We start from the raw sequence: 24,216 nt of genomic DNA on the forward strand, positions 1-24,216 counted from the left end.
GGAGGGGATTAAGTCGTTTATGCATAAACGACTTAATCCCCTCCGTCCCCTTTTCATATGGCGAACCACCCGCGCAGGAAATCGATCAGCTGCCGCACCTTCGGCGAGGGCTGCGTGCTGTGCGGGTAGACCGCGTACACGCTCTGCTGCGGGAAGCGGTGCTGGCGCAGCACCGGGCGCAGGCGGTCCTGGGCCAGGTCGTCCTCGATCAGCCAGCGTGGCAGCACGGTGACCCCGGCGCCGGCCACGGCGAAGGCGCGCAGGCTGCTGGCGCCATCCACGCGCACCACTGCATTGCCCGGGTTGGTGGCAAACAAGGCATCGCTGCCGTCGGGCGCGACCACCGGCACGTCGGCCAGGCGCGGGTAACCCAGGCGGGGCAGGGTGCCCAGTTGCACGGGGTCATTGGCCGCATCGGCAGAGGGCAGGCGTGCCAGCAGGGACGGAGCCGCCACCGCGCACAGCGGGTGCCGTTCCAGTTCACTGGCATGCAGGCCCGAATCGGGCAGACGGCCGAGACGGATCGCCAGGTCGAAGCGCTCGGGAATAAGGTCTGCCGGCGCGGGAGACGTGGACAGGTGCAGCTGCAGGGCCGGATGCCGCGCACGGAAGGCTTCCAGTGCGGGAATCAGGCGAAGCTGCGCGTACTCCGGGGTGGTGGTCAGGCGCAGCACACCCTGCAGCTGGTGCTGGTCGCGCCGCGCGGCATCGATTGCCGCCTGCGCGGCATCCAGCGCCTGTACGCAGTGCTGCAGGAACTGCTCGCCAGCGTCGGTCAGGGCCAGGTGGCGGGTACTGCGCAGCAGCAGGGTCACGCCCAGTTCCTGCTCCAGTCGCTTCAGGTTGAAGCTGACCACCGCACGGCTCAGGCCGAGCCGATCGGCCGCTGCGGTCAGGCTGCCGGCCTCGACCACGGCACGGAAGATATCGAAGCGATCGAGGCTGACCATGGCGATTCATTGTCAAAACAGATTTGACAGTGTTGCAGGTGTTGTCGTGTTTTTCCAACAAAGCCCGGACGGCATGCTGGACGCTTCCTTGCTGGAGCGCCGCCGATGCCGTCCCCCCGCCTGCGCCATGAGGCGATCTTCCTGCTGGTGTTCGCCCTGGATCTGGTCAACATGTTCATCGCCACGGTGGCCTATCCGGCACTGGCAGCGGAACTGCACGCTGATGTCGGTACCCTGGCCTGGGTGGGCACCGCCTACATGCTGGGCCTGAGCGTGGTGATTCCGCTGGCGCCCTGGTTGGCCGCGCGCTGTGGTGAGCGTCGCCTGCTGCTGGTGGCGTTGCTGTTGTTCGCGGTTGCCGCTGTGCTGGCCGGCGCCGCACCGGGTATCGGCTGGCTGCTGGGCTGGCGCCTGCTGCAGGGGCTGGCCGGTGGCCTGCTGATTCCGGTGGCACAGGCGGCAGCGTACCGACAATGCACGCCGGACCAGCGTGGTGCGCTGACCCGCCGCATCCTGCTGGTGGCGCTGCTGGTGCCCGCACTGGCGCCGGCGCTGGGCGGGTTGCTGGTGCAGTGGTTGTCCTGGCGCGGCGTGCTCTGGGCCAGCCTGCCGTTGGCGGTGGTGGCGATCAGCCTGGTGCTGGCCTGGATGCCGGCCGATGGCGCGCGCAGTGCGCCGCGCCTGCAGGCCTATGCGCTGTCCACCGCGATGCTGGCGCTGGGCGCGCTGCTGCTGGCGTTGACCTGGCTGGGTGAACCCGGCCATCGGGCCGCCGGTGCCGTACTGCTGTTGATCGCAATGCTGTTGGCGGCGGCCCACCTGCGGCATGCACGGCAGCAGGCGCAGCCCCTGCTGCGCTGGTCGCTGCTGTCCCATCGGGGCCTGCGCCTGGCGATGCTGGTCTATCTGGCAGTGCCCGGTGTGTTCATCGGCAGCCAGCTGGTCAGTACCCTGCAGCTGCACCAGGCCGGTTACAGCGCGGCACGCATCGGCGCGTTGATGCTGCCCTGGGCGCTGGCCTCGGCCATTGCGATCACGGCCAGCAAGCGCCTGCTGGCGCGCTTCGGCCCGGCCACGGTACTGCGTACGGGCATGCTCCTGCAGGCCAGCGGCCTGCTGTTGATGGCGCTGCTGCCGCAGCCGGCCTTCGCGTTGGCCGGGCTGCTGTTCGCGCTGATGGGCGCCGGCGGCAGCCTGTGCAGCAGCACCGCGCAGACGCTGGCCTTCCATGGGGTCGAGGGCGAAGCATTGGGCGATGCCAGCGCACTCTGGAACCTCAACCGCCAGCTCAGCTTCTGCCTGGGCACCGCGGCCATCGCCCTGCTGCTGGCATTGGCCATGCAATGGCTGCCGGCCCACGCCACCGGCATGGCGCTGGGTCTGGCCGCGGTACTGACCCTGCTGCCGATGGCGCTGCTGCGCCGGCCGCAGTTGCTCACCCTTTCGCAACCGGAGAACATCTGATGGATACCACCGCAGAACATGAAATCCACCACCTGCACGACAAGCTGCAGGCCTGGTTCCGTGCCGATGTCGGCGCCGATGCGCTGGAGGATCTGATGGCGCACTTCAGCGCGGACTTCAGCATGGTCGGCATCGCGGGTCGCCGATTGGATCGGCAAGCCGTGCAGGCGTTGTTCGCGGGCGGTCACGGCGCGCGCCCCGGGCTGCGGATTTCCATCGACGCCGTGCACGCGGTGGAAGCGCCTTCACCGCTGGCGGTGCTGCGCTATCGCGAAGGGCATTCGCTCGATGGCGGCACGCCTGCATGGCGGGAGTCACTGGCGGTGCTGCGGCAGGAAGAGGGTCGCTGGCGCTGGCTGGCCCTGCATGAAGTGCCGGTAGCCTGATGTTGTAGAGCCGAGCCTACGCTCGGCTGCTCTTCGGGTAGGTCGCGGCGGTCTGAGCCGAGCGTGGGCTCGGCTCTACAGGACGCACTGCTCCCACATTGGCCGCACATGTGCCATCAGTCCTGCCTGCATCCACCGCAGAATGCAAAGCCCGCACACACTTCATGGCTCGGGGCAGGAGTAGGCTTGGAGCTTTCCTGCCGGGAGGGGTTGTCCATGCGTGTGCGTGCCGTCGCTGTAGCCATTGCCCTTTGCCTGTCCAGCGCCGTGCTGGCCGCCGATACCCCGCCGATGACCCCGGACATCAGCGGCAAGCCCTTCGTTGCCCCCGATGTCGGTCGTGACTACGACAAGCGCGTGGTGATGGTGCCGATGCGTGATGGCACCAAGCTGTATACGGTGATCGTGGTGCCCAAGGGCGCCCGCAATGCCCCGATCCTGCTGACCCGCACCCCCTACGACGCTGCTGGCCGTGCCAACCGCAGTGACTCGCCGCGCATGCGCGACCTGCTGCCACAGGGCGACGAGGTGTTCGTCGACGGCGGCTACATCCGCGTGTTCCAGGACATCCGTGGCAAGTACGGCTCCGAAGGCGATTACGTGATGACCCGGCCGCTGCGCGGGCCGTTGAACAACACCAGGGTGGATCACTCAACCGACGCCTGGGACACCATCGACTGGCTGGTGAAGAACGTGCCGGAGAGTAACGGCAAGGTCGGCATGCTCGGCTCGTCGTACGAGGGTTTCACCGTGGTGATGGCGCTGACCGACCCGCACCCGGCACTGAAGGTGGCCGCGCCGCAGAGCCCGATGGTCGATGGCTGGATGGGTGACGACTGGCTCAACTACGGTGCGTTCCGCCAGGTCAACTTCAACTATTTCGCAATGCAGACCGAGAAGCGCGGCAAGGGCACGCCGCTGCCCAGCCTCGGCTATGACGACTACAGCACCTTCCTGCGCCTCGGTTCGGCCGGTGACTACGCGCGTTTCACCGGCGTGGACCAGCTGACCTGGTGGAAGAAGCTGGTCGAGCACCCGGCCTATGATGGTTTCTGGCAGGGCCAGGCGCTGGACGCGGTGATGGCCAAGACACCGTTGAAGGTGCCGACCATGTGGCTGCAGGGCCTGTGGGACCAGGAAGACATGTGGGGTGCCAACCACGCCTACCAGGCGATGGAAGGGCGCGACAGCGGCAACAACCGCAACTATCTGGTGATGGGCCCGTGGCGGCACAGCCAGGTGAACTACGGCGGCAGCGAGCTGGGTGCGCTGAAGTTCGATGGCGATACCGCGCTGCAGTTCCGTCGCGATGTGCTCAAGCCGTTCTTCGACCAGTACCTGGTGGATGGCGCGCCGAAGGCCGATACGCCGCCGGTGCTGATCTACAACACCGGCGAAAACCACTGGGACCGCCTGAAGGGTTGGCCGCGCAGCTGCGACAAGGGCTGTGCCGCCAGCAGCAAGCCGCTGTACCTGCGCGCCGGCGGCAAGCTGGCGTTCCAGGCACCGGCGGCGGGCGAGGGGGACTTCGAGGAATACGTGTCCGACCCGGCCAAGCCGGTACCGTTCGTGCCGCGCCCGGTCCGCTTCGGCGACCGCGACATGTGGACCACCTGGCTGGTCAAGGACCAGCGCTTCGTTGATGGCCGCCCGGACGTGCTGACCTTCATCACCGAACCGCTGACCGCGCCGCTGCGCATTGGCGGCGCGCCGGTGGTGCACCTGCAGGCTTCGACCAGTGGCACCGACAGCGACTGGGTGGTGAAGCTGATCGACGTGTATCCGGACCAGGAAGCGTCGACGCCGGAGATGGGTGGCTACGAGCTGCCGGTGTCGCTGGCGATCTTCCGTGGCCGTTACCGCGAAAGCTTCAGCGATCCGAAGCCGCTGGCCGCCAACCAGGTGCTGCCGTACCGCTTCGACCTGCCCAACGCCAACCACACCTTCCAGAAGGGCCATCGGGTGATGGTGCAGGTGCAGTCCAGCCTGTTCCCCCTGTATGACCGCAATCCGCAGACCTACGTGCCGAACATCTACCTGGCCAAGCCGGGCGATTACCAGAAGGCCACGCAGCGGGTCTGGCACAGCGCAGCGCAGGCCAGTTACATCGATCTGCCGGTGTATTGAGGTTGATGAGGTACGCCGGGTGCGCGATGCCCGGCGGCGGTAGTGCCGGCCGCTGGCCGGCATCCGCGACGGCGCGAGAGCGTGTCGACCAAGGTCGACACCTACCGGGGCTGAGTCATGACATGTCGAATCGGGCGGCTTTGGTAGTGCCGGCCGCTGGCCGGCATCCACGACGGCGCGAGAGCGTGTCGACCAAGGTCGACACCTACCGGGGCTGAGCCATGGCATGTCGAATCAGGCGGCTTTGGTAGTGCCGGCCGCTGGCCGGCATCCACGACGGCGCGAGAGCATGTCGACCAAGGTCGACACCTACCGGGGCTGAGTCATGGCATGTCGAATCAGGCGGCTTTGGTAGTGCCGGCCGCTGGCCGGCTACCGCGACGATGCAGGACCGTGTCGACCAAGGTCGACACCTACCGAGGCTGAGTCATGGCATGTCGAATCAGGCGGCTTTGGTAGTGCCGGCCGCTGGCCGGCATCGGCGACGATGCAGGAGCATGTCGACCAAGGTCGACACCTACCGGGGCTGGCCATGACATGTCGAATCAGGCGGCTTTGGTAGTGCCGGCCGCTGGGCGGCATCCGCGACGGTGCAGGAGCGTGTGGACCAAGGTCGACACCTACCGGGGCTGAGTCATGGCATGTCGAATCAGGCGGCTTTGGTAGTGCCGGCCGCTGGCCGGCATCGGCGACGGTGCAGGAGCATGTCGACCAAGGTCGACACCTACCGGAGCGGGGATCTTCACCCCACCTTCGACGGGCCCGTACGCCAGCGGCTGGGGACCAGACCGAAGCGCTTGCGGAACGCGGCGGCGAAGTTGCTGGGGTGGCGGTAGCCGCTGGCGGCGGCGGCCTGCTCAACCGTCCATCCGTTTTCGCGCAGGCCCTGTTCGGCATGGCGCATGCGCTGTTCATGCAGGTAGTCGAACACCGAACTTCCATACTGCTGGGCAAAATGGCGGCGCAATGAGCTGGGGCTCATGCAGGCCAGCCGGGCCAGCTCGACCAGGCTGTGTGCATGGCTGGGGTCGTCATGCAGGTAACTGCGTACCCGTTCCAGGCGCTCGCGCTGGCCGGCACGCAGCGTGCGCACCGGGTCGGTCTGCAGATCCTCGGCCTGCAGGCCGAGGGCCAGCAGCTGCAATGCCACGCCTTCGCGCCACAGCGCGTCGATGCCGTCCTGCCACGGGCTGTCGAACAACTGGCCCAGCACCGGCAGCATGGCGTGGGGAATAGCCCAGTGGCGGCATTCCAGGTGCGTGCCAAGCGCTTTTTCCAGCTGTGGCATCTGGAAAACATCCGCGTCGATGCCACCCGGCACGATCACGCTGACCCCGCGCAGGCGCGTTTCGCCGGGGTGCGCGCCGGTCATCTCGATCTGGTCGCGATGGTGGGCGGTCATCGCGGTACCGGCACGCAAGGTGAATGCACCGCGTCGCGGGATACGCACGTCGACCTGGCCCTGCAGCATCACGCGGATGGCGAGCCCGGGCCGCTGTTGCGCGGTCGCCACATAGGGGAACCGGTTATGCACGTCGGAGGCGATCAGGCTCATGCCACCGCGCATGAACTGTTCGTTGACTTCGCCGCGGCCGGCCCACTGGTCGTCACGCAGGTGTTCCGGATCAGCGCGGTAATCGAAGCCGTGGCGTTGGCCGAAGCGGCGGTAATCGGCAAAGGTGAAGTATCGGGACATCGCTCGGCACGTACAGGAGGGGGAGGCGCTGGCGCCATGAGCCCATGTGCTGCCCCGCGTAGCGGGCAGCCTGGAAGGCCGGAAAACGCCAGGTTGGAAGGAATGTGTCGAAGAAACTGGAAACGTTTCCCATTGTCGCTGCGAATCATTCGCAGGGGATTTGAATACGGTCAAACCGATTGGTCATTACGGCCAAGTTGAACGGGGTGCCGGACATACGCCAGCGTTTTGCCGCTATATCCGTACTTGATTCCCTACATGAACTTGGGTTGAGGTTTCATTGCTGGAACGATCATCCGCGGACAGGCTGTTGGTCTGCTCGTCACAGCGGCCGGCGTAAGGTGATGGATTGGCGGCCGCGCGCCGCATCGCTACCCCCACCGATGGAGAATGCAGATGATTGATTACCAGCTGACCGGCAAGACCGCGATCGTGACCGGCGGCGTGTCTGGCATCGGCCTGGCCGTGGCACAGACGCTGGCCGCATCCGGTGCCCGTATTTCGGTCTGGGACCTCAAGCAGGATGCGGTGGATGCCACCGTGGCGCAGTTGCGCAGCACCGGCGCACAGGCCATCGGCATCGCGCTGGACGTCACCGACGATGCAGCGGTGGAGGCGGCGGTGCAGCGCACGGTCAAGGAACTTGACGGCCTGCATGTGGCGGTCAACAACGCCGGTATCGGCGGGCCGGCGGCCAGCAGCGGCGACTATCCGATCGAGGGCTGGCAGCGGGTCATCGACGTCAACCTCACCAGTGTGTTCCTGTGCCAGCGGGCGCAGATCCAGGCAATGCGGGCCGCTGGAACCGGCGGCAGCATCATCAACATGGCCTCGATCCTGGGCCAAGTGGGCTATGCCGGTTCCACCGCTTATGCGGCGGCCAAGCACGGCGTGGTCGGGCTGACCCAGACCGCCGCGTGGGAACATGCGGCCGACGGCATCCGTGTCAACGCGGTGGGTCCGGGTTTCATCAGCACACCGCTGCTGGAGAAGATGGACCCGAAGGTGCGCGCCACGCTGGAAGGACGGCACGCGCTGAAGCGGCTGGGCACGGCCGAGGAAGTGGCGGCATTGGTGGCCTGGTTGGCCAGCGACGACGCCTCGTTTGCGACCGGCGCGTACTACGCCATCGATGGTGGCTACCTGGCGCAGTGATGCGTTGAACGCAGGGTCCGGTGCCGCCGGGTGTCGCCCGGCGCTACCGGGTGAACGGACTGTGGCGTGGCCTTCACCTCTGTGCCACGGGGGCCACGCGACGCTCCGGGAAAACCCCGGAGCTTGACCATGGAACTCACCCAGGATGTCTCGATCCTGCTGCGCGTAGCCGCAGCGATGCTGTTTGGCGGCGTGCTGGGCGTCGAGCGCGAGATGGGCAAGCACGCCGCTGGCCTGCGTACGCACATGCTGATCGCGGGGGCCGCTGCGCTGATCGTCGGCCTCGGCGACTCGGTGGCCGAGCATTTCCAGCAGGAGCGCTACCGCGACCTGCTGCAGGTCGATCCGGTGCGCCTGATCGAAGCGGTGGTGGCCTGTGTCGGCTTCGTTGCCGCTGGCACCATCCTGCGTGGGTCACGCGAGGACCAGGTCAGCGGCCTGACCACGGCCAGCTCGCTGATCATGGCAGCGGCCATCGGGATTGCGGTGGGGATCAGCAAGTACGTGATCGCCATCGGGGTGAGCGTGCTGTGCGTGCTGGTGCTGGCGGTGATGCGGCGGTTGGAGAAAAGGATTCCGTAGGGAAGATCTAGTTGCCGGCCAGCGGCCGCCACTATCATGAGAGCCGTAATGGTCTGACCAATATGAAGTCTAGCCCTATGGTCTAATAGGCACTTCGTCGGAGCGGCGGTTAAATCCGCTGCAAGTGGTCTGATCGAAATCATTATTGGTACGACCAATAATCGACAGCCACGGCGACCCACCGCCTGCGGTGGAGCACATCCCGCCCCAGTCGAGAGCCTTCATGCAGCCCTGGCAACACCTGTACGACCCCGCCGGCAACCTGTGGTTGTCCAGCCTGATCGCGCTGCTGCCGATCGCGTTCTTCTTCGTTGCCCTTGCGGTGCTGCGCATGAAGGGCTGGCTGGCCGGCACGATCACCGTGGCCATCGCGCTTGGCGTGGCCCTGTTGTTCTACCGCATGCCGTTGAGCCAGGCGCTGGGCGCGGCCGGTTTCGGCTTCGTCTACGGCCTGTGGCCGATCGCCTGGATCATCATCGGCGCGGTGTTCCTCTACAAGGTCTCGGTCAAGACCGGTCAGTTCGACATCATCCGCGCCTCGATCCTGTCGGTGACCGAAGACCAGCGCCTGCAGATGCTGATGGTTGGTTTCGCATTTGGTGCCTTCCTGGAAGGCGCGGCCGGCTTCGGTGCGCCGGTGGCGATCACGGCGGCGCTGCTGGTCGGGCTGGGCTTCAAGCCGCTGTATGCCGCCGGCCTGTGCCTGATCGTCAACACTGCGCCGGTGGCGTTCGGTGCGATGGGCATTCCGATCATCGTGGCCGGGCAGGTCACCGGCCTGGATGCATTCGAGATCGGCCAGATGGCCGGCCGCCAGCTGCCGTTCCTGACTGTGATCGTGCTGTTCTGGATCATGGCCATCATGGATGGCTGGCGTGGCATCAGGGAAACCTGGCCGGCGGTGCTGGTGGCCGGTGGCTCGTTCGCCATCGCGCAGTACCTCACCTCGAACTTCATCGGCCCGGAGCTGCCGGACATCACCGCCTCGCTGGCGTCGCTGGTGTGCCTGACCCTGTTCCTGCGCCGCTGGAAGCCGGCACGGATCTTCCGCTTCGATACCGAAACCAGCGCCGAGGCGGCCGCGCAGGCACTGGAGGCACCACGCTACAGCGTCGGCCAGATCGCCAAGGCGTGGTCGCCGTTCCTGATCCTCACCGCGATGGTCACGCTGTGGAGCATCAAGCCGTTCAAGTCGCTGTTCGCGGCAGGCGGCCCGTTGGAAGGCTGGGTGCTCAAGCTCCCGGTGCCGGGCCTGGACCAGAGGGTGCAGAAGATGCCGCCGATCGTCGACGCGCCGCTCAGCTATGAGGCGATCTACAAATTCGACTGGTTCTCGGCCACCGGCACCGCGATCATCCTTGCGGCGGTGATCGCGATCATCGCACTGCGCATGCCGGCCCGCTCGGCGCTGCAGACCTTCGGCGAAACCGTGCGTGAGCTGCGCATGCCGATCTACTCGATCGGCATGGTGCTCGCCTTCGCCTTCATCGCCAACTACTCGGGCCTGTCGGCAACACTGGCGCTGGCATTGGCGCACACCGGCGATGCGTTCCCGTTCTTCTCGCCGTTCCTGGGCTGGCTGGGCGTGTTCCTGACCGGTTCGGATACCTCGTCCAATGCGCTGTTCTCGGCGCTGCAGGCCACCACCGCGCAGCAGATCGGCGTATCCGACGTGCTGCTGGTGGCGGCCAACACCACCGGTGGCGTTACCGGCAAGATGATCTCGCCGCAGTCGATTGCCATTGCCTGCGCGGCGGTCGGCCTGGCCGGCAAGGAGTCGGACCTGTTCCGCTTCACCGTCAAGCACAGCCTGATTTTCACCACGATGGTCGGCCTGATCACCCTGGCCCAGGCCTACTGGCTGACCTGGATGATTCCCTGAGCCATGCATGGCTGGCCGACCACCCGCTGTGCGCTTCGGGCCACAATGGCGCCATGAGCACGCAACGTATTTCGGACAGGGTGGCCGCGCAGCTGCGCGGCCTGGTGCAGGAACAGCGGCTGCGGCCGGGCGACCGGTTGCCCGCTGAGCGCACCCTGGCGGTGCAGCTGGGGGTCTCGCGCACCGCGCTGCGCGAGGCCATCGCGCAGCTGGCCAGCCAGGGCCTGCTGACCGCACGCATCGGTGGCGGCACCTACGTGGCCGAACCGGCGGCGCGCGCGCGGCAGGCGCTGGATGAACCGCTGGCGCCGTACCTGCCGCTGTTCCAGGGCGACCCGGAATACCGTTTTGACGTGCTGGAGATCCGCCACGCGCTGGAAGGTGCCACTGCCTGGCATGCGGCGCTGCGAGCCACCGATGAGGACCGTACGCGCATCGCGCAGGCCTTCCAGACCATGATGGACGCGCACGGCAAGGACGACCCCACCGGTGAAGCAGAGGCTGACGCGGCCTTCCACCTGTCCATCGCCGAGGCCTCCCACAACCTGGTGCTGCTGCAGGTGATGCGCGGCCTGTTCGAACTGCTGCAGACCAACATCTCGCAGAGCCGCGAGAAGCTCTACACCTCGGCGAGGACCTTCTCGCCCCTGTCCGACCAGCACCGCGAAATGATGGATGCGGTGCTGGCCGGCGACCCCGAACGCGCGCGCGCCGCCGCGCATGCCCACCTCGAGTTCGTGCACACCACGCTGCGCACGCTCGATGACAACGAAGCCCGGCGTGCGCGGGCCTCGCGCCTGCCTTCCCCACACGGTTGACCCCATGATCATCTCCGCCTCCACCGATTACCGTGCCGCAGCGCAACGCCGGCTGCCGCCGTTCCTGTTCCACTACATCGATGGCGGCGCGTATGCCGAGCACACGCTGAAGCGCAACGTTTCCGACCTGTCCGACATCGCGCTGCGCCAGCGCATCCTGCGCAACATGTCCGACCTGAGCCTGGAAACCGAGCTGTTCGGCGAAACGCTGGCAATGCCGGTGGCGCTGGCGCCGGTCGGCCTGACCGGCATGTATGCCCGCCGCGGTGAAGTGCAGGCGGCGCGCGCGGCCGACAGCCGGGGCATCCCGTTCACCCTGTCCACCGTATCGGTGTGCCCGATCGAGGAAGTGGCACCGGCCATCCAGCGGCCGATGTGGTTCCAGCTGTACGTGCTGCGCGACCGTGGCTTCATGCGCAATGCGCTGGAGCGGGCACAGGCCGCCGGCGTGACCACGCTGGTGTTCACCGTGGACATGCCGGTGCCGGGCGCGCGCTACCGTGATGCACACTCCGGCATGAGCGGCCCGAATGCCTCGCTGCGCCGCATCGGCCAGGCCGTCACCCATCCGCACTGGGCGTGGGACGTCGGCCTGTTCGGCCGTCCGCATGACCTGGGCAACATCTCCACCTACCGCGGCAACCCGACCGGGCTGGAGGATTACATCGGCTGGCTGGGCAGCAACTTCGATCCGTCCATTTCGTGGAAGGACCTGGAGTGGATCCGCGAGTTCTGGAAGGGCCCGATGGTGATCAAGGGCATCCTCGACCCGGATGATGCGCGCGATGCGGTCAGGTTCGGTGCCGATGGCATCGTGGTCTCCAACCACGGTGGTCGCCAGCTGGATGGCGTGCTGTCTACCGCACGTGCATTGCCGGCCATCGCCGATGCGGTGCAGGGCGACCTGAAGATCCTGGCCGATTCGGGCATCCGTACCGGCCTGGACGTGGTGCGCATGCTGGCGCTGGGGGCCGATACCGTGCTGCTGGGGCGCGCCTTCGTCTATGCGCTGGCCGCGCAGGGCGAGGCCGGCGTGGCCAACCTGCTGGACCTGATCGCCAAGGAGATGCGCGTGGCGATGACACTGACCGGCGCGCACCGTATTGCCGACATCGGGCGCGATTCGCTGGTCAACCTGCCATGAGTGGCCATGATGCCGTGCTGGCGCAGTTGCGCGACGCGGTTGGCGGCCGCCATGTATTGACCGGTGACAAGGCCACGCGCCGTTTCCGCCGTGGCTACCGCTTCGGCGATGGCCCGGTGCTGGCGGTGGTGCGCCCAGGTACCTTGCTGGAACTGTGGTATGTGCTGCAGGCAGCGGTGCAGGGCGGAGCGGCGATCATCCTGCAGGCGGCCAATACCGGCCTGACCGGTGGCTCGACCCCGGATGGGGACGACTATGGGCGCCCGATCGTGCTGGTCAGCACGCTGCGCCTGACCGGCATCCAGCTGTTGAACGAGGGCCGCCAGGTGCTGTGCCTGCCCGGCGCCACGCTCGACCGCCTGGAGCAGACCCTGGCACCGCTGGGCCGCGAACCGCATTCGGTGATCGGCTCCTCCTGCATCGGCGCCTCGGTGCTGGGCGGCATCTGCAACAACTCCGGCGGCGCGCTGGTGCGCCGTGGCCCGGCCTATACCGAGCTGGCGCTGTATGCGCAGGTCGATGCGCAGGGCCAGTTGCAGCTGGTCAACCACCTCGGCATCGCGCTGGGTGATACGCCCGAGCAGATCCTGCAGCGCCTGCAGGCCGGTGACTATGCCGCTGACGACGTGGGTGACGGCGATGGCCGCGCCGCGTCTGATCCACGCTACGCCGAGGAAGTGCGCCGGGTCGATGCCGATACGCCGGCACGCTTCAACGCCGACCCCAGCCGCCACTTCGAAGCGGCCGGTTCGGCCGGCAAGCTGGCGGTGTTCGCGGTGCGCCTGGATACCTTCGAAAAGGAGCCCGCCGAGGTCTTCTACATCGGCAGCAACCGCACCGACAGCCTCACTGCGATCCGGCGCCAGCTGCTGACCGGCTTCGAGCGCCTGCCGATTGCCGGCGAGTACATCCACCGCGATGCCTATGACATCGGCGAGCGCTACGGCAAGGACAGCTTCCTGTTGATCGACCGCCTCGGCACTTCCCGTGTGCCCGCCGCGTTCGCATTGAAGAGCCGGGTCGATGGATGGTTCGAACGGCTGGGCCTGCGCGGGGTGACCGACCGGGTGATGCAGATGCTGACCGGCCTGCTGCCCTCGCACCTGCCCAGGCGCATGGGTGAATTCCGCCAGCGCTACGAGCATCACCTGTTGCTGAAGGTCTCCGCACAGGACGCGGCGGCAACCGAGGCCTGGCTGCGCGGCTTCTTCGCCGATCATGAGGGTGGTTACTTCCACTGCACGGCCGATGAGGGGCGCAAGGCGTTCCTGCATCGCTTCGCGGTGGCCGGCGCGGCGGTGCGCTACCGCGAAGTGCATCGGGACCAGGTGCAGGATATCGTGGCGCTGGACATCGCCCTGCGCCGCGATGATGCCGACTGGTTCGAGCAGTTGCCGGCCGATATCGATGGCCGCCTGCTGCACAAGCTGTATTACGGGCACTTCCTGTGCCATGTGTTCCACCAGGACTACATCGCACGCAAGGGCGAAGACCCGATGGCGATCGAGCACGCGATGTGGGCGCTGCTGGACCAGCGCGGCGCCGAGTATCCGGCCGAGCACAATGTCGGCCACCTGTACCCGGCCAAGCCGGCCCTGGCCGGGTTCTATCGGCAGCTGGACCCGAGCAATACGTTCAATCCGGGCATCGGCCAGACCTCGAAGGAAAAAGGGTGGGGTGGCTGCGACTGCGGATGATGTAGAGCCGAGCCCATGCTCGGCTGCTCTTCCCGACAGACAGCCGTCGAGCATGGCTCAGCCCCACCCGGACAGCGGTTACCATCGGAATCCCGTACGCAGGAGCCGCCCATGCCCACCATCGTTGCCCGCGCGACCCTGTGCGCTGCATTGCTGGCAACACCGCTGCTGGTGCTGGCGCAGTCCGCGATCCTGCCGCAGCAGCGCGACGCCGCCGGCAACGTGATGGAGCCGCTGGGGCAGGTGCTGGAACAGGGAGGGCAGGGCGAAGCACGCATGCAGTACTGCACCCTCGATCGTGCCTGGTGCGTGCGTGTGCAGCCGGTGGCCGAGGACGGCGATCGGCCGACGACGCTGGAAGTCTCTGAACGGGAGGCCGGCGAAAGCGAGCCGCACGTCTACCACGTCAGCATCGACGTGCCGCAGGAAAGCGAGCTTTCGCTGTGGCCGTGGATCGTGCGGCTTGCGCCTGGCGTTGGCAGCGATGAGGCAGTGAGCGACCCGCGGCAGCGCGCCCGCCAGAACGTGCTGGTGGGCGGTATCGTCAAATTCAGCACGATGTACTCAGGCGGTGGTGCCGACGCGTCCACGCTGCAGCTGGCGCGCGTGCGTCACCTGCAGGATGACATCCAGGTGGACGACGACGTGCTGACCCTGCCATGGCTGGGCAACGCGATGATCCGCGCCTGTTTCAGCGAGCAGGACATGAAGCAGCGCGCCGGTGCCTGCCACGACGAGTACGGGTTCTCGGCAAGGCTGGCGCTGGATACCGCCGCCGGGGGCATGCCGGTGCTGCGCTACCAGACGGTGGCGACGCGGTTCCCGGCCGGTGTCTCACGCTTCGAGGATTCGCCGGCCAAGGGGCCGTTGAAGAAGAAGGACCTGCGCACCGAGCAGGACCCGGCGTGCAGCTACACGCGGTTGTTCCGCTTCAGTGATGGGGTGTTCCACCCCGACCAGGCGCTGCCGGACTGCGCGGGGTATACCGAGCCCTGAGCTGTAGAGCCGAGCCTGCGCTCGGCTGTCACGGAAGCGCAGCCGGGCATGGGCTCGGCTCTACAGCGCCTACTCGCAGCGGGTGGCGGTGATGATGTTGTCCTTGTCCACGTACACACGCAGGCGGTCGTGGCGGATGTCCTTGGTGGTGATGGTGTTGGGGCCGATCGGGTTGACCAGGCCGGCACCGCTTTCGCTGGACAGGCGGCGGATGTTGGGCTCATTGGCAGGCTGGCCGATTGCCCAGCCCAGCTGGCTGGCGTCGCAGTGGCCGGTACCCTTGACCTGCGGACCGGGGGTGCTGACGCAGGCCGACAGCAGCAGGGCCGACGCGGGTAGCAACAGGGACAGACGGAAGGCGGACATGCAGCGCTCCTGCGCAGGGAAGATGGGCGGAACGATAGCACCCGGCGCGCGAAAGGCGTCAGCGCCCCGGTCATTGCCGGCACGGCGTAGCCACTGCATAGTGGGAGGGATGACTGGCATCGCGCCAGCGGGCAGGCCGGGCCATTCCGGTGCAGGTGCTGGATACGGTATGACGGCAGACAGTTTCCGCGACAAGCGCAGGGCGATGACGGTACTTGCAGTATCGGTGCTGGCCGTGGCGTGTGCCGCCACTGCCGCCGAGCCAGTGCCGGCCGCAGCCGCGGAAACGCCGGTGTTCGGCGCGTGGCGCAACCTTCAGACCGAGGCCGGCTACGCGCCGGCCCAGCGCAATCTGGCCTTCGCCATGCTGCCGCAGGCCGCGACCCGCGGCGACCGTTTCGCCATCCTCGACCGTGAAGGCAAGCGGGCGGTGTGTTGCCTGCAGGTGGCCAGCCCGTCGCTGGGCGTGGCCGCGCTGCGCGAGCAGTACCACCTGCCGCAGGCCTGGGTGACCGACCTGAGCAATGGCCGCAGCCCGGCGCGTCCTTATCTGCCGCATGTCTACGCGATGCAGCGGGTGGACGAACTGGCAGACTACGGCTTCGCCGATGTGCCCGGGGCCTACAGCGACCTGGGCGGGCTGCTGATCCCCGAGGGCGCCGCGCTGGAGGACGATGGCAGTGCCGTCCTGCTGGGCGACAACCGTTATTCCCTGCATTTCCAGCGCCAGCCGCACGCCGATGACGATGGCGCGCTGGACCGCTACACCCTGCAGGGCGGCGACGGCGAGGCCCCGTTCGTGGTTGAAGTGCCGTTCGGCACCTACTGACTGCAGCACTGCACTGGCTAGAATGCAGCGCGGCGCCGTCTGCCGTGCCTGTTCCGTGAGTTGCTGCCGTGTCCCTGCGCCCCTTGCTGCTGTCGTCCCTGCTGCTGTTGTCCGCCTGCGCCAGCGCGCCACCTCCACCGCCGGCCCATTCCGATGCGCTGTGGCGCTTGATCGAGCGTGACTGCAAGGCGGTGGAAGGACCGCGTGGCAGTTGCCTGCGGGTGGAGACGGCGGCAGGCCGCCGCGACGTGCTGGTCAAGGATGCGCACGGTGACTACCAGTTCCTGCTGATGCCGCTGGACAAGGTCAGTGGCATCGAGAGCCACGGCCTGTACCAGCGTGGGGTGCCCAACTATTTTGCGGCCGCCTGGCAGGCGCGCGGGCATACCGAACAGGCCCTGGGCCGGCCGCTGCCGCGCAGCGTGGCCAGCCTGGCACTGAATTCGCCGCACGGTCGCTCGCAGCACCAGCTGCATATCCATGTCGACTGCCTGCGCGCGGATGTGCTGCAGGCACTGGATGCACATGCCGGTGCGCTCGGTCCGCGCTGGTCACCGTTTCCGGTGCCGCTGCGCGGGCATCAGTACCAGGCCTATCTGCTGCCCGGTGCAGAACTGACCGCCAATCCGCTCAATCTGCTGGCCTATGGCCTGAGCGGCGTGGGCGATGTGGGCCAGTGGAGCCTGGTGGTGGCCGGGCGCGGCGAGGTGCGGGGCGGCCCCGGCTTCATCCTGCTAGCTACCCGCGTGGATGCCGCCAGCGGCAACGATGCCAGCGGCGAGGAACTACAGGACCATGCCTGCACGGTCTTGACCGGTGCCGGTGCGGCACTGGAGCGGGTGCGCTAGCCGATCGGCTGCTGGCAGCTGCGCCAGGCCGACGCGGTCAGCGCCAGCAGCTGACGGTCATGCCATCCCTGCGCGTCCAGATGGTAGTCGCGCAGGATCCCTTCGCGGACGAACCCATGGGCCTGCAGCGCCTGGGCAAACGGGCTGGTGCAGCCTGGCGGCAGCAGCACGAAGAGGCGGTGCAGGCCGACATCGTCGAACAGGAACGGGCACAGTGCCCGCAGTGCCGCCTGCGGATGGGGGTGCCGGTGCTGCAGCGATTGCAGCTCGGCGCAGCGCGAGTGCAGCGACTGCAGGCGGATATGCAGCTGGTCGTGCAGTACGCCCTGCACGTCGTCGAACACACCCAGCACCAGCAGGTCGTTGTCTTCCTGCAGGCGTGAACGATAGACGCTGGCGAGGAACCGCGCCTCTTCATCAATGCCGTAGGACGGCCGTTGGCCGCGCTGGCGACGGTCGTCGAAGGCACGCCAGCGTGGCAGGTCGGTGCGCTGGAACGAACGCAGGGTGATGGGCGTGGCCTGGAGGTGGAGCAAGTGGCGGCGCAGGACGGGTCGTAGTGGGGCGAAGTGGGTGGAAGGGGCGCTGTTGGTCATCCCGGCACGATGCGCATCACTGACGCGCCAGGCCATGCAATTCATTGCAAAAGTGGGGTGGTGCCGTAAACGCGTCTGATTCGGTTCAGGCATAAGCCCATCAGGGCTGGTCATTTCCGTTGAAACCACCCATTCAGGACACTTTCGTTACGGGATCGTTATATGTCGTACCGGCTGCGGCTCCCGTACCACCCGCCCACTCCCCCAGGAAGCCCATGTCCGCCCCCCACAAGGCGATGCGCCCGCGTCCGCTGGTGCTCGCGCTGTCGTCCCTGATGCTGGCCTCGCTGCCGGCCTTCGCGCAGGAAAGCGCGCCCACCACATTGCAGGAAGTGAAGGTCACCGGCTCGCGCATTCCACGTGCCAGTGTCGAGGGACCCTCGCCGGTGACGGTGATCAGCCGCGAGCAGATCGACGCACAGGGCTACCGCAATGCCTTCGACGCCCTCAGCGCGCTGACCGAGAACACCGGCAACGTGCAGGGCGAGGATTTCGGCAATACGTTCACGCCGGCCGCCAACACCATCAATCTGCGCGGGCTGGGTCCGAACCGCACGCTGGTGCTGGTCAACGGCCGTCGCCAGGCCGACTACCCGCTGGCCTACGAAGGCTCGGTGAACGTTGTCAACCTGGCCAACATTCCCAGCGCCCTGATCGAACGCATCGAAGTGCTGGCTGCCGGTGCGTCGGCGGTGTACGGATCCGACGCCATTGCCGGTGTGGTCAACATCATCCTCAAGGACCGCTTTGAAGGCGTGGACGTGAACGTGCGCGCCGGCGGCACCCAGCAGGGCGGCGGTGACAACCAGCGCGTGCAGGTGGTGGGCGGCAGTTCCGGCGAGCGCTGGGACGGCCTGTTCGGTTTCGAGTTCGACGTGCGCAAGGCGATCCACGCGCGCCAGCGCGACTTCATGGATTCGCTGGACGATGACCCGGCCGGCAAGGCGCCGCAGGCGACCGCGATCGCCTATCGGCGCAATGCTGCCACCGGCCGCAACATCGATCCGGGCGTCAACGGCTGCGACGCCGCGTCGGACATCTATGGCGGCAGCGTGTTCCGTGCCAACAACCCGCGCCAGGGCTGGTACTGCGGCAGCAACGAGGCCGCCGCCAGCTACTGGACCGTACAGACCCAGAAGCGCAATCTCAACGGCTACGGTCTGCTGACCTTCCACGTCAACGAGACCACCGACCTGTTCGCCGATGTCGCCGTGGGCAGCGCGCGGATCTACAACAACACGCGTGCACCGACCTGGACCTCGGCCCGCAACTACTTCTACAACCAGGGCACCGGCAACCTGGAAAGCTGGTACCGCCGCTTCGCGCCGGAGGAAATCGGCGGCCTGCCGCGCAATGCCAACCGCTTCCTGGAAAACTCGTGGTCGTTCAACGTCGGCGCACGTGGCCAGATCGGCGACAGCGGTTGGGATTACGAAGCGGTCTACAGCCGCTCGCGTTACGAGAACCGCACCCGCCGACCGGTGCTGCTGGCCGGCATCAACGAATACCTGCTCGGTCCGAAGCTGGGCGTACGCAATGGCGTTGAGGTCTATGCGCCCGACCCGGCACGCCTGTTCAAACCATTGACCCCGGGCGAATACGAGGGCCTGTCCGGCTACCAGGAAAGCCGCAATGCGGCGTGGCTGCAGACCTTCAGCGCCAGCGTCAACGGCCGTTTGTTCGCGCTGCCCGGTGGCGACGCTGCATTGGCGGCGGTGGTCGAGGCCGGCAGCCAGGGCTACCGCAACCGCCCGGACCCGCGACTGGGCACAGGCGAGTTCTGGAACACCAGCGCCGGTATCGGTGCCGGCGGTGATCGTGACCGCTATGCGGCCGGCGTGGAGCTGCAGTTGCCGTTGCTGAAATCGCTGACCACGACGCTGGCCGGTCGCTATGACCAGTATCGCGCCGGTGGCGAGCACATCGGCAAGGCGACCTGGAGCTTCGGCGTCGAGTTCCGCCCGATCGAGAGCCTGTTGATCCGCGGCTCTGCTGCGACCAGCTTCCGTGCGCCGGACATGAACTACGTGTTCGCGACCGAGACCCGCGGCTACAACCCGGGCATGACCGACTACTGGCGCTGCCGCACCGCAGGCCAGTCGTACGACAACTGCGACTACAACGGCCTGTCGATCGACTACAGCAACCGCGCCAACGCGCAGCTGCAGCCGGAAACCGCGAAATCCTATGGTTTCGGCGTGGTCTGGTCGCCGCTGTCCGGCCTGGATTTCAGTGCCGACTACTACGACATCCGCATCGACAACGAGGTCACCAGCCTCGATACCAGCCGCATCCTGCGCGACGAAGCCGATTGCCGCCTGGGCCGCACGCTGGGTGGGGAAGCGCGCGATATCGGTTCACCGCTGTGCCAGGACGCGCTGTCGCGGGTGATCCGCAACCCGTCCACTGCAACCGTGCAGCCGGACCAGGTGACCCGCGTGCTGATCAATCCGATCAACGCGGCCTCCGAATCGGTGCGTGGCCTGGACCTGAAGGGTAACTGGCGTTTCGATGCCGGCCGCTATGGCCGCTTCACTACGCGCCTGGCCTATACCGTGGTGCTGGAGCACACGTACCGGCAGTTCTCCGATGATCCGGAGCGTGACATCCGCAATTCGCTGGATGACTACCAGTGGCGCAGCAAGGCCAATGGCAGCATCACCTGGAACCAGGGTGACTGGACCACCACGCTGTACGGCAACCGTTTCGGTTCACTGCCGAAGACCGATGGCAGTGGCCGCATCGCGCCGTACATGACCTACAACGCCAGCGTGTTCCGCCAGTTCGGCGAGAACCTGTCGGTGGGCGTGATCGTCAACAACCTGCGTGACAGCCGCCCGCCGGCGGACAGGAACGGTGGCGGCTGGCCGTTCTATCCGGTTGGCAACTACGACCCGTATGGCCGCCAGTACTGGCTGCAGCTGGACTACCGGTTCCGCTGATCCGGCTGGCAAACAGAAGGCCCGGCAATGCCGGGCCTTCTGCTGTGTCGATGTCCGCTGTGATGGCGGGCGCCGGTGGCCTAGGGCAGTGCCTGCTGCAGGTACGACTCGATGACGTAGCTGAAGGGCTGCTGCTGGCGATCGCGCAGCAGGGCGCGCACTTCCAGGATCACGCTGCGGTCGCCTTCGCCACGCGGTGGCCAGAAGGTCTGGTCAGCCAGTGTCTGGCGCTGGAAGCCGAGCGGGCCAACCACGCGGCCAAAGGGTTCGTCGGTGCTGTCCAGCACCTGGTTCATGGCGGGACTGAGGTGGTCCGGCAGGTACCAGTTGTCGGCCTCGGAGAGTACGCGGCTGCCACAGACCAGCTGCACACGGCGGTAGCGAAGGGCGGTGCCGGGTTTCGCACCCAGTGCCTGCAGCACGTCGGCCGGTGCTGTCTTGTCCTGGCCGTGTACACGCACCGCGCGCACCCGCGCCTGTTCGGCCAGGCCGTGTTCGGCGCACCAGTGTTCCAGGGTGGCGGTGGCGCTCTGCCCGGAAAGCACACGCTGGTGCAGCCGCTCGACCAGCGCCGCCGGGGCGATGCGCTGTTGGCCAGGCGGCGCCTGCAGCGGCGCGGTGGCGGCCGCATCAGTGGCGGACAGGCTGGCCATCGGGGCAGCAGCCAGCAGGGACGCGGCCTGCCAGCGGCGGAGACGATCGTGGCGGTCGGACGGGCCCATGCGGCATCACAGCGGAAACAGGTGCCTATGGTACCCGTTCAGGCGTGTGCACGGCGTGGCTGCGAGCCGCCGTCGCGGCGGCATTCATCGTTCTGATGAATGTGTGGCATCCAGATATTTCGTTGGCCGATGGCAGTGCCAGCGCGCAGGATGGCGCCATGACTTGGCTTTCCGGGAGTTTCCGATGACGCTTCAGTTCGTCCATGGCGGTGTAGACCGCTACGGCGCGCCACTGCATTTCCATATCCGTGGCGGCCGCATCAGTGGCCTCAATGGCGAGGCCTCGCCGGCCGACGGGGCGGAATGCGTCGACCTGCAGGGCTTCGCAGTCCTGCCCGGGCTGGTCGACGGCCACATCCATCTGGACAAGAGCTTCGTCGGCGACCGCTGGCACCCGCATCAGCCGGTGAACAGCCTGCGTGAGCGGCTGGCGGTGGAGAAGGCCGCGGTAGCGGGTGCCGCGCCGATGGTGGACCGTGCCGAGGCATTGATCCGCCAGTGCAGCCGCTTCGGCACTGTGGCGATGCGCTGCCACGTGGATGTGGATGGCAGCACCGGCCTGCGCCATCTCGAGGCGGTCCGCGAAGCGGCGCGGCGCTGTGCCGACATCATGCGGATCCAGCTGGTGGCGTTCCCGCAGGCCGGGGTGATGTCCTGTCCCGGCACCGCCGCCGTACTGGAGCAGGCCCTTGCCGCAGGGGTGGAGGTGCTGGGCGGCATAGATCCGACCACGCTCGACGGCGATGCCGAAGGCCAGCTGGCCCTGCTGTTCGGCCTGGCCGAGCGCTATGGCGTGCAGCTGGACATCCACCTGCATGAGCCCGGCGAAACCGGACTGGCCCAGCTGCTGCGCATCGCCGCACGCACCCGTGCCGCCGGCCTGCAGGGACGCGTTGCGGTCAGCCATGCCTACTCGCTGGGCGACGTGCCGCTGGCGCGCGCGCTGCAGGTGGGTGAAGCACTGGCCACGGCGGGCGTTGCGATCATGAGCAACGCGCCGGGCGACCATCCGTTCCCGCCGCTGCGTGCATTGCACGACGCCGGCGTGCGCATGTTCGCCGGCAATGACAACATCCGCGACTGCTGGTGGCCGTATGGCAATGGGGACCTGCTGCAGCGCGCGATGCTGCTGGGCTACCGCTCGGGCTTCTACACCGATGGCGACCTGATGCTGGCGCTGGACATGGTCACCACCCATGGCGCGCAGGTGATCGGGCTGCCGCAGCACGGCATCGCCGAAGGCCGGCCGGCGACGTTCGTGGCCGTGCGTGCGGACCATGGCCCGGCGGCCGTGGCCGGGGTGCCGGTGGAGCGCCGGGTGGTGGTTGACGGCCGCTGGTTGTAGATCCACGCCGTGCGTGGAGGGAGCCATCGCGTGGTCTCATTCATCCACGGATGGCATGGATCCATCTCGATGTGTCGTCAGGCGTAATCGTCGGCGCGGGTAGCGACGAACGCTTCCAGCCACGCCAGCAGGTGGGCGATGTCGATGACTTCGCCCTGTTCGACGCGCTTGAGCAGCAGTGTGCTGGCGCCGATCTGCAGGCTGCTGTCGGCATAACGCAGCACTGCATCGATGCCCCAGGCGTCGGTGACCTGCATCCAGGCCAGCCCCGGCACGCGCTGGGCCAGGGTGTCACCGAACGCCACGCCCAGCGCTTCCCAGCCATCGCAGTCGTCAGGCTCGATCAGCTCGGCATCGATCACGCGCTGCAGCGTGCTGGCCGCCAGCGGCCATTGCACCGGCAGCGTCGGGAAGCCGGCGGCGACGCGCGCGGCGATCAGCGAGCGCTGGTGCTGCAGGTGCGTCTGCAGGGCGGCGGGCAGGGGGTCGAAGCGGGCGGGGATTTCGTCGGACATGACACGATGCCGTGGAGCACGGAAACAGGGGGCACTCTAGCGGCAGAGCCGTGACTTCCGCGCGACAGGCGTGATCAGCTTTCGATGGTCAATGCGCGGATTTCGCTTCGGGGTCAGATCCGTTTCGGAAAACGGATCTGACCCCACGCGGGACGATGTTGCCGTCGCGGCTGCCGGCCAGCGGCCCACGCTACCGCAGTTGCAGTGGTCAATCCGGTTCGCGCTGCACCTGCCGCCACAGCTCGCTGGCCAGCGCGCGCACCGCATCGTCGGCGTCCGCACGATGCAGCAGGCCGATTTCGTAGTTGTCGATCACCGGCAGGTCGCGCTCACCATCGATGATGCGATGATCGCGGGCGACCGCGCGGCGGGGCAGCAGGCTGATGCCGATGCCATCGGCCACGGCACCCTGGATGCCACTCAGCGACGAGCTGGTGAAGGCGATGCGCCAGCGCAGGCCCAGCGCTTCCACGGCGTGGATCATCTCGTCGCGGTACAGCCCGCGCGGCGGGAAGGTGACCAGCGGCAGCGGGTCCTGCTGCAGGCAGCTGCTGCGCAGGCTGTCGATCCAGTGCATCGGCTCGCGGCGGCAGTGCACCGCCTGACGGCTGTTACGCCGCTGCTTGACCAGCACAAGATCCAGTTCACCGTGGTCGAAGCCGTGCGCCAGGTCGCGGCTGAGGCCGCTGCTGATTTCCAGCTTCACCTGCGGGTGACGGCGGCTGAAAGCGGCAAGCATGCGTGTGGTCTGCGCGTTGACGAAGTCCTCGGGGACACCGATGCGCACCGCGGTTTCCACGGTGGCGCCGGCCAGCGCCTGCGCCATTTCCTCGTTCAGGTCGAGCATGCGCCGCGCATAGCCGAGCAGGGTGTGGCCGGCGTCGGTGGGGTGCACGTCGCGGTGGCCGCGCTCGAGCAGGCGATGCCCCGCCAGCTCTTCCAGGCGGCGCACCTTCTGGCTGACCGTGGACTGGGTCGAATGCAGGCGGGTGGCGGCCGTGGTGAAGCTGCCGCAGTCGGCCACCATCACCAGCGCCCGCAGCAGTTCCAGTTCGAACAGGGTTCTATTCGATTTGGCACTGTCTTGCATTTGAACATTTCACTTCTGGATACCCAGGCCGACTTCTACCATGCAGGGCAGGGGCCGGCAATGCCC

General features: G+C 67.3%; 21 protein-coding genes. 14 read left to right on the forward strand and 7 right to left on the reverse strand.

Annotated elements, in window-relative coordinates; all coding sequences use genetic code 11:
- Nucleotides 1-53 precede the first annotated feature (53 nt).
- On the reverse strand, nt 54-950 hold the full coding sequence (locus AC5P53_RS13045; protein ID WP_014647501.1) for a LysR family transcriptional regulator: 897 nt from the start codon (nt 948-950) through the stop codon (nt 54-56).
- Between the two features lie 105 nt (nt 951-1,055).
- Here AC5P53_RS13045 and AC5P53_RS13050 point away from each other — a divergent pair, with 105 nt between their 5' ends.
- The 3 genes from AC5P53_RS13050 to AC5P53_RS13060 all read left to right on the forward strand — a co-directional run bounded on the left by AC5P53_RS13050 (nt 1,056) and on the right by AC5P53_RS13060 (nt 4,927).
- Nucleotides 1,056-2,414, forward strand: a complete 1,359-nt coding sequence (locus tag AC5P53_RS13050; RefSeq protein ID WP_142234901.1) for an MFS transporter — start codon at nt 1,056-1,058, stop codon at nt 2,412-2,414.
- Entirely contained in the window at nt 2,414-2,800 is a 387-nt protein-coding gene (locus AC5P53_RS13055; protein WP_241887007.1) for a DUF4440 domain-containing protein, read from the forward strand. Before AC5P53_RS13050 ends, AC5P53_RS13055 begins: the two co-directional genes overlap by 1 nt.
- A gap of 216 nt (nt 2,801-3,016) precedes the next feature.
- Complete coding sequence (locus AC5P53_RS13060; RefSeq protein ID WP_032957710.1) at nt 3,017-4,927, forward strand: CocE/NonD family hydrolase; 1,911 nt, start codon at nt 3,017-3,019, stop codon at nt 4,925-4,927.
- Between the two features lie 742 nt (nt 4,928-5,669).
- Here AC5P53_RS13060 and AC5P53_RS13065 read toward each other — a convergent pair.
- On the reverse strand, nt 5,670-6,623 hold the full coding sequence (locus AC5P53_RS13065) for a helix-turn-helix transcriptional regulator (RefSeq protein WP_241887006.1): 954 nt from the start codon (nt 6,621-6,623) through the stop codon (nt 5,670-5,672).
- Nucleotides 6,624-7,019: 396 nt separating this feature from the next.
- Here AC5P53_RS13065 and AC5P53_RS13070 point away from each other — a divergent pair, with 396 nt between their 5' ends.
- The 7 genes from AC5P53_RS13070 to AC5P53_RS13100 all read left to right on the forward strand — a co-directional run bounded on the left by AC5P53_RS13070 (nt 7,020) and on the right by AC5P53_RS13100 (nt 14,897).
- Nucleotides 7,020-7,778: an SDR family NAD(P)-dependent oxidoreductase gene (locus AC5P53_RS13070; RefSeq protein WP_014647496.1), complete on the forward strand. Its 759-nt coding sequence runs from the start codon at nt 7,020-7,022 to the stop codon at nt 7,776-7,778.
- A 129-nt stretch (nt 7,779-7,907) separates the two neighbouring features.
- Nucleotides 7,908-8,360: an MgtC/SapB family protein gene (locus AC5P53_RS13075; RefSeq protein ID WP_014647495.1), complete on the forward strand. Its 453-nt coding sequence runs from the start codon at nt 7,908-7,910 to the stop codon at nt 8,358-8,360.
- 223 nt (nt 8,361-8,583) lie between these two features.
- Entirely contained in the window at nt 8,584-10,242 is a 1,659-nt protein-coding gene (lldP, locus tag AC5P53_RS13080; RefSeq protein ID WP_032957705.1) for an L-lactate permease, read from the forward strand.
- A 53-nt stretch (nt 10,243-10,295) separates the two neighbouring features.
- Nucleotides 10,296-11,060, forward strand: a complete 765-nt coding sequence (gene lldR / locus AC5P53_RS13085) for a transcriptional regulator LldR (RefSeq protein ID WP_014647493.1) — start codon at nt 10,296-10,298, stop codon at nt 11,058-11,060.
- Nucleotides 11,061-11,064: 4 nt separating this feature from the next.
- Nucleotides 11,065-12,204: an FMN-dependent L-lactate dehydrogenase LldD gene (gene lldD, locus AC5P53_RS13090; protein ID WP_049407546.1), complete on the forward strand. Its 1,140-nt coding sequence runs from the start codon at nt 11,065-11,067 to the stop codon at nt 12,202-12,204.
- Nucleotides 12,201-13,901, forward strand: coding sequence for a D-lactate dehydrogenase (dld, locus tag AC5P53_RS13095; protein WP_241887005.1), 1,701 nt, complete (start codon nt 12,201-12,203; stop codon nt 13,899-13,901). The genes lldD and dld overlap by 4 nt, the downstream gene beginning before the upstream one ends.
- A gap of 111 nt (nt 13,902-14,012) precedes the next feature.
- A complete protein-coding gene (locus tag AC5P53_RS13100; protein WP_241887004.1) occupies nt 14,013-14,897 on the forward strand; it encodes a hypothetical protein in 885 nt (294 codons plus the stop codon).
- Between the two features lie 69 nt (nt 14,898-14,966).
- Here AC5P53_RS13100 and AC5P53_RS13105 read toward each other — a convergent pair whose 3' ends face one another.
- Nucleotides 14,967-15,263, reverse strand: a complete 297-nt coding sequence (locus tag AC5P53_RS13105; RefSeq protein WP_014037553.1) for a hypothetical protein — start codon at nt 15,261-15,263, stop codon at nt 14,967-14,969.
- Nucleotides 15,264-15,432: 169 nt separating this feature from the next.
- Between AC5P53_RS13105 and AC5P53_RS13110 the strand changes: the two genes are divergently transcribed.
- Nucleotides 15,433-16,092, forward strand: coding sequence for a hypothetical protein (locus AC5P53_RS13110; protein WP_032957698.1), 660 nt, complete (start codon nt 15,433-15,435; stop codon nt 16,090-16,092).
- Nucleotides 16,093-16,160: 68 nt separating this feature from the next.
- A complete protein-coding gene (locus AC5P53_RS13115; protein ID WP_227864326.1) occupies nt 16,161-16,940 on the forward strand; it encodes a CDP-diacylglycerol diphosphatase in 780 nt (259 codons plus the stop codon).
- Here AC5P53_RS13115 and AC5P53_RS13120 read toward each other — a convergent pair.
- Nucleotides 16,937-17,572, reverse strand: a complete 636-nt coding sequence (locus tag AC5P53_RS13120; protein WP_241887003.1) for a GNAT family N-acetyltransferase — start codon at nt 17,570-17,572, stop codon at nt 16,937-16,939. The genes AC5P53_RS13115 and AC5P53_RS13120 overlap by 4 nt on opposite strands.
- A gap of 179 nt (nt 17,573-17,751) precedes the next feature.
- On the opposite strand from AC5P53_RS13120, the gene AC5P53_RS13125 reads away from it, so the two are divergent.
- On the forward strand, nt 17,752-20,478 hold the full coding sequence (locus AC5P53_RS13125) for a TonB-dependent receptor domain-containing protein (protein WP_241887002.1): 2,727 nt from the start codon (nt 17,752-17,754) through the stop codon (nt 20,476-20,478).
- 80 nt (nt 20,479-20,558) lie between these two features.
- Here AC5P53_RS13125 and AC5P53_RS13130 read toward each other — a convergent pair whose 3' ends face one another.
- Complete coding sequence (locus tag AC5P53_RS13130) at nt 20,559-21,200, reverse strand: hypothetical protein (RefSeq protein ID WP_049440926.1); 642 nt, start codon at nt 21,198-21,200, stop codon at nt 20,559-20,561.
- A gap of 184 nt (nt 21,201-21,384) precedes the next feature.
- Here AC5P53_RS13130 and AC5P53_RS13135 point away from each other — a divergent pair, with 184 nt between their 5' ends.
- Nucleotides 21,385-22,545, forward strand: a complete 1,161-nt coding sequence (locus AC5P53_RS13135; RefSeq protein ID WP_180835378.1) for an amidohydrolase family protein — start codon at nt 21,385-21,387, stop codon at nt 22,543-22,545.
- 77 nt (nt 22,546-22,622) lie between these two features.
- Here AC5P53_RS13135 and AC5P53_RS13140 read toward each other — a convergent pair whose 3' ends face one another.
- A complete protein-coding gene (locus AC5P53_RS13140; RefSeq protein ID WP_069118246.1) occupies nt 22,623-23,060 on the reverse strand; it encodes a DUF3806 domain-containing protein in 438 nt (145 codons plus the stop codon).
- Between the two features lie 208 nt (nt 23,061-23,268).
- On the reverse strand, nt 23,269-24,150 hold the full coding sequence (locus tag AC5P53_RS13145; protein WP_241887001.1) for a LysR substrate-binding domain-containing protein: 882 nt from the start codon (nt 24,148-24,150) through the stop codon (nt 23,269-23,271).
- Nucleotides 24,151-24,216: the final 66 nt, after the last annotated feature.

This window comes from Stenotrophomonas sp. YJH_SMC_82 (assembly GCF_059368875.1).

Excerpts from the sequence above, each read along its gene's own strand:
- AC5P53_RS13045 (WP_014647501.1), bottom strand. The coding sequence starts at position 950 with ATGGTCAGCCTCGATCGCTTCGATATCTTCCGTGCCGTGGTCGAGGCC.
- AC5P53_RS13050 (WP_142234901.1), top strand. The coding sequence starts at position 1,056 with ATGCCGTCCCCCCGCCTGCGCCATGAGGCGATCTTCCTGCTGGTGTTC.
- AC5P53_RS13055 (WP_241887007.1), top strand. The coding sequence starts at position 2,414 with ATGGATACCACCGCAGAACATGAAATCCACCACCTGCACGACAAGCTG.
- AC5P53_RS13060 (WP_032957710.1), top strand. The coding sequence starts at position 3,017 with ATGCGTGTGCGTGCCGTCGCTGTAGCCATTGCCCTTTGCCTGTCCAGC.
- AC5P53_RS13065 (WP_241887006.1), bottom strand. The coding sequence starts at position 6,623 with ATGTCCCGATACTTCACCTTTGCCGATTACCGCCGCTTCGGCCAACGC.
- AC5P53_RS13070 (WP_014647496.1), top strand. The coding sequence starts at position 7,020 with ATGATTGATTACCAGCTGACCGGCAAGACCGCGATCGTGACCGGCGGC.
- AC5P53_RS13075 (WP_014647495.1), top strand. The coding sequence starts at position 7,908 with ATGGAACTCACCCAGGATGTCTCGATCCTGCTGCGCGTAGCCGCAGCG.
- lldP (WP_032957705.1), top strand. The coding sequence starts at position 8,584 with ATGCAGCCCTGGCAACACCTGTACGACCCCGCCGGCAACCTGTGGTTG.
- lldR (WP_014647493.1), top strand. The coding sequence starts at position 10,296 with ATGAGCACGCAACGTATTTCGGACAGGGTGGCCGCGCAGCTGCGCGGC.
- lldD (WP_049407546.1), top strand. The coding sequence starts at position 11,065 with ATGATCATCTCCGCCTCCACCGATTACCGTGCCGCAGCGCAACGCCGG.
- dld (WP_241887005.1), top strand. The coding sequence starts at position 12,201 with ATGAGTGGCCATGATGCCGTGCTGGCGCAGTTGCGCGACGCGGTTGGC.
- AC5P53_RS13100 (WP_241887004.1), top strand. The coding sequence starts at position 14,013 with ATGCCCACCATCGTTGCCCGCGCGACCCTGTGCGCTGCATTGCTGGCA.
- AC5P53_RS13105 (WP_014037553.1), bottom strand. The coding sequence starts at position 15,263 with ATGTCCGCCTTCCGTCTGTCCCTGTTGCTACCCGCGTCGGCCCTGCTG.
- AC5P53_RS13110 (WP_032957698.1), top strand. The coding sequence starts at position 15,433 with ATGACGGCAGACAGTTTCCGCGACAAGCGCAGGGCGATGACGGTACTT.
- AC5P53_RS13120 (WP_241887003.1), bottom strand. The coding sequence starts at position 17,572 with ATGGCCTGGCGCGTCAGTGATGCGCATCGTGCCGGGATGACCAACAGC.
- AC5P53_RS13125 (WP_241887002.1), top strand. The coding sequence starts at position 17,752 with ATGTCCGCCCCCCACAAGGCGATGCGCCCGCGTCCGCTGGTGCTCGCG.
- AC5P53_RS13130 (WP_049440926.1), bottom strand. The coding sequence starts at position 21,200 with ATGGGCCCGTCCGACCGCCACGATCGTCTCCGCCGCTGGCAGGCCGCG.
- AC5P53_RS13135 (WP_180835378.1), top strand. The coding sequence starts at position 21,385 with ATGACGCTTCAGTTCGTCCATGGCGGTGTAGACCGCTACGGCGCGCCA.
- AC5P53_RS13140 (WP_069118246.1), bottom strand. The coding sequence starts at position 23,060 with ATGTCCGACGAAATCCCCGCCCGCTTCGACCCCCTGCCCGCCGCCCTG.
- AC5P53_RS13145 (WP_241887001.1), bottom strand. The coding sequence starts at position 24,150 with ATGCAAGACAGTGCCAAATCGAATAGAACCCTGTTCGAACTGGAACTG.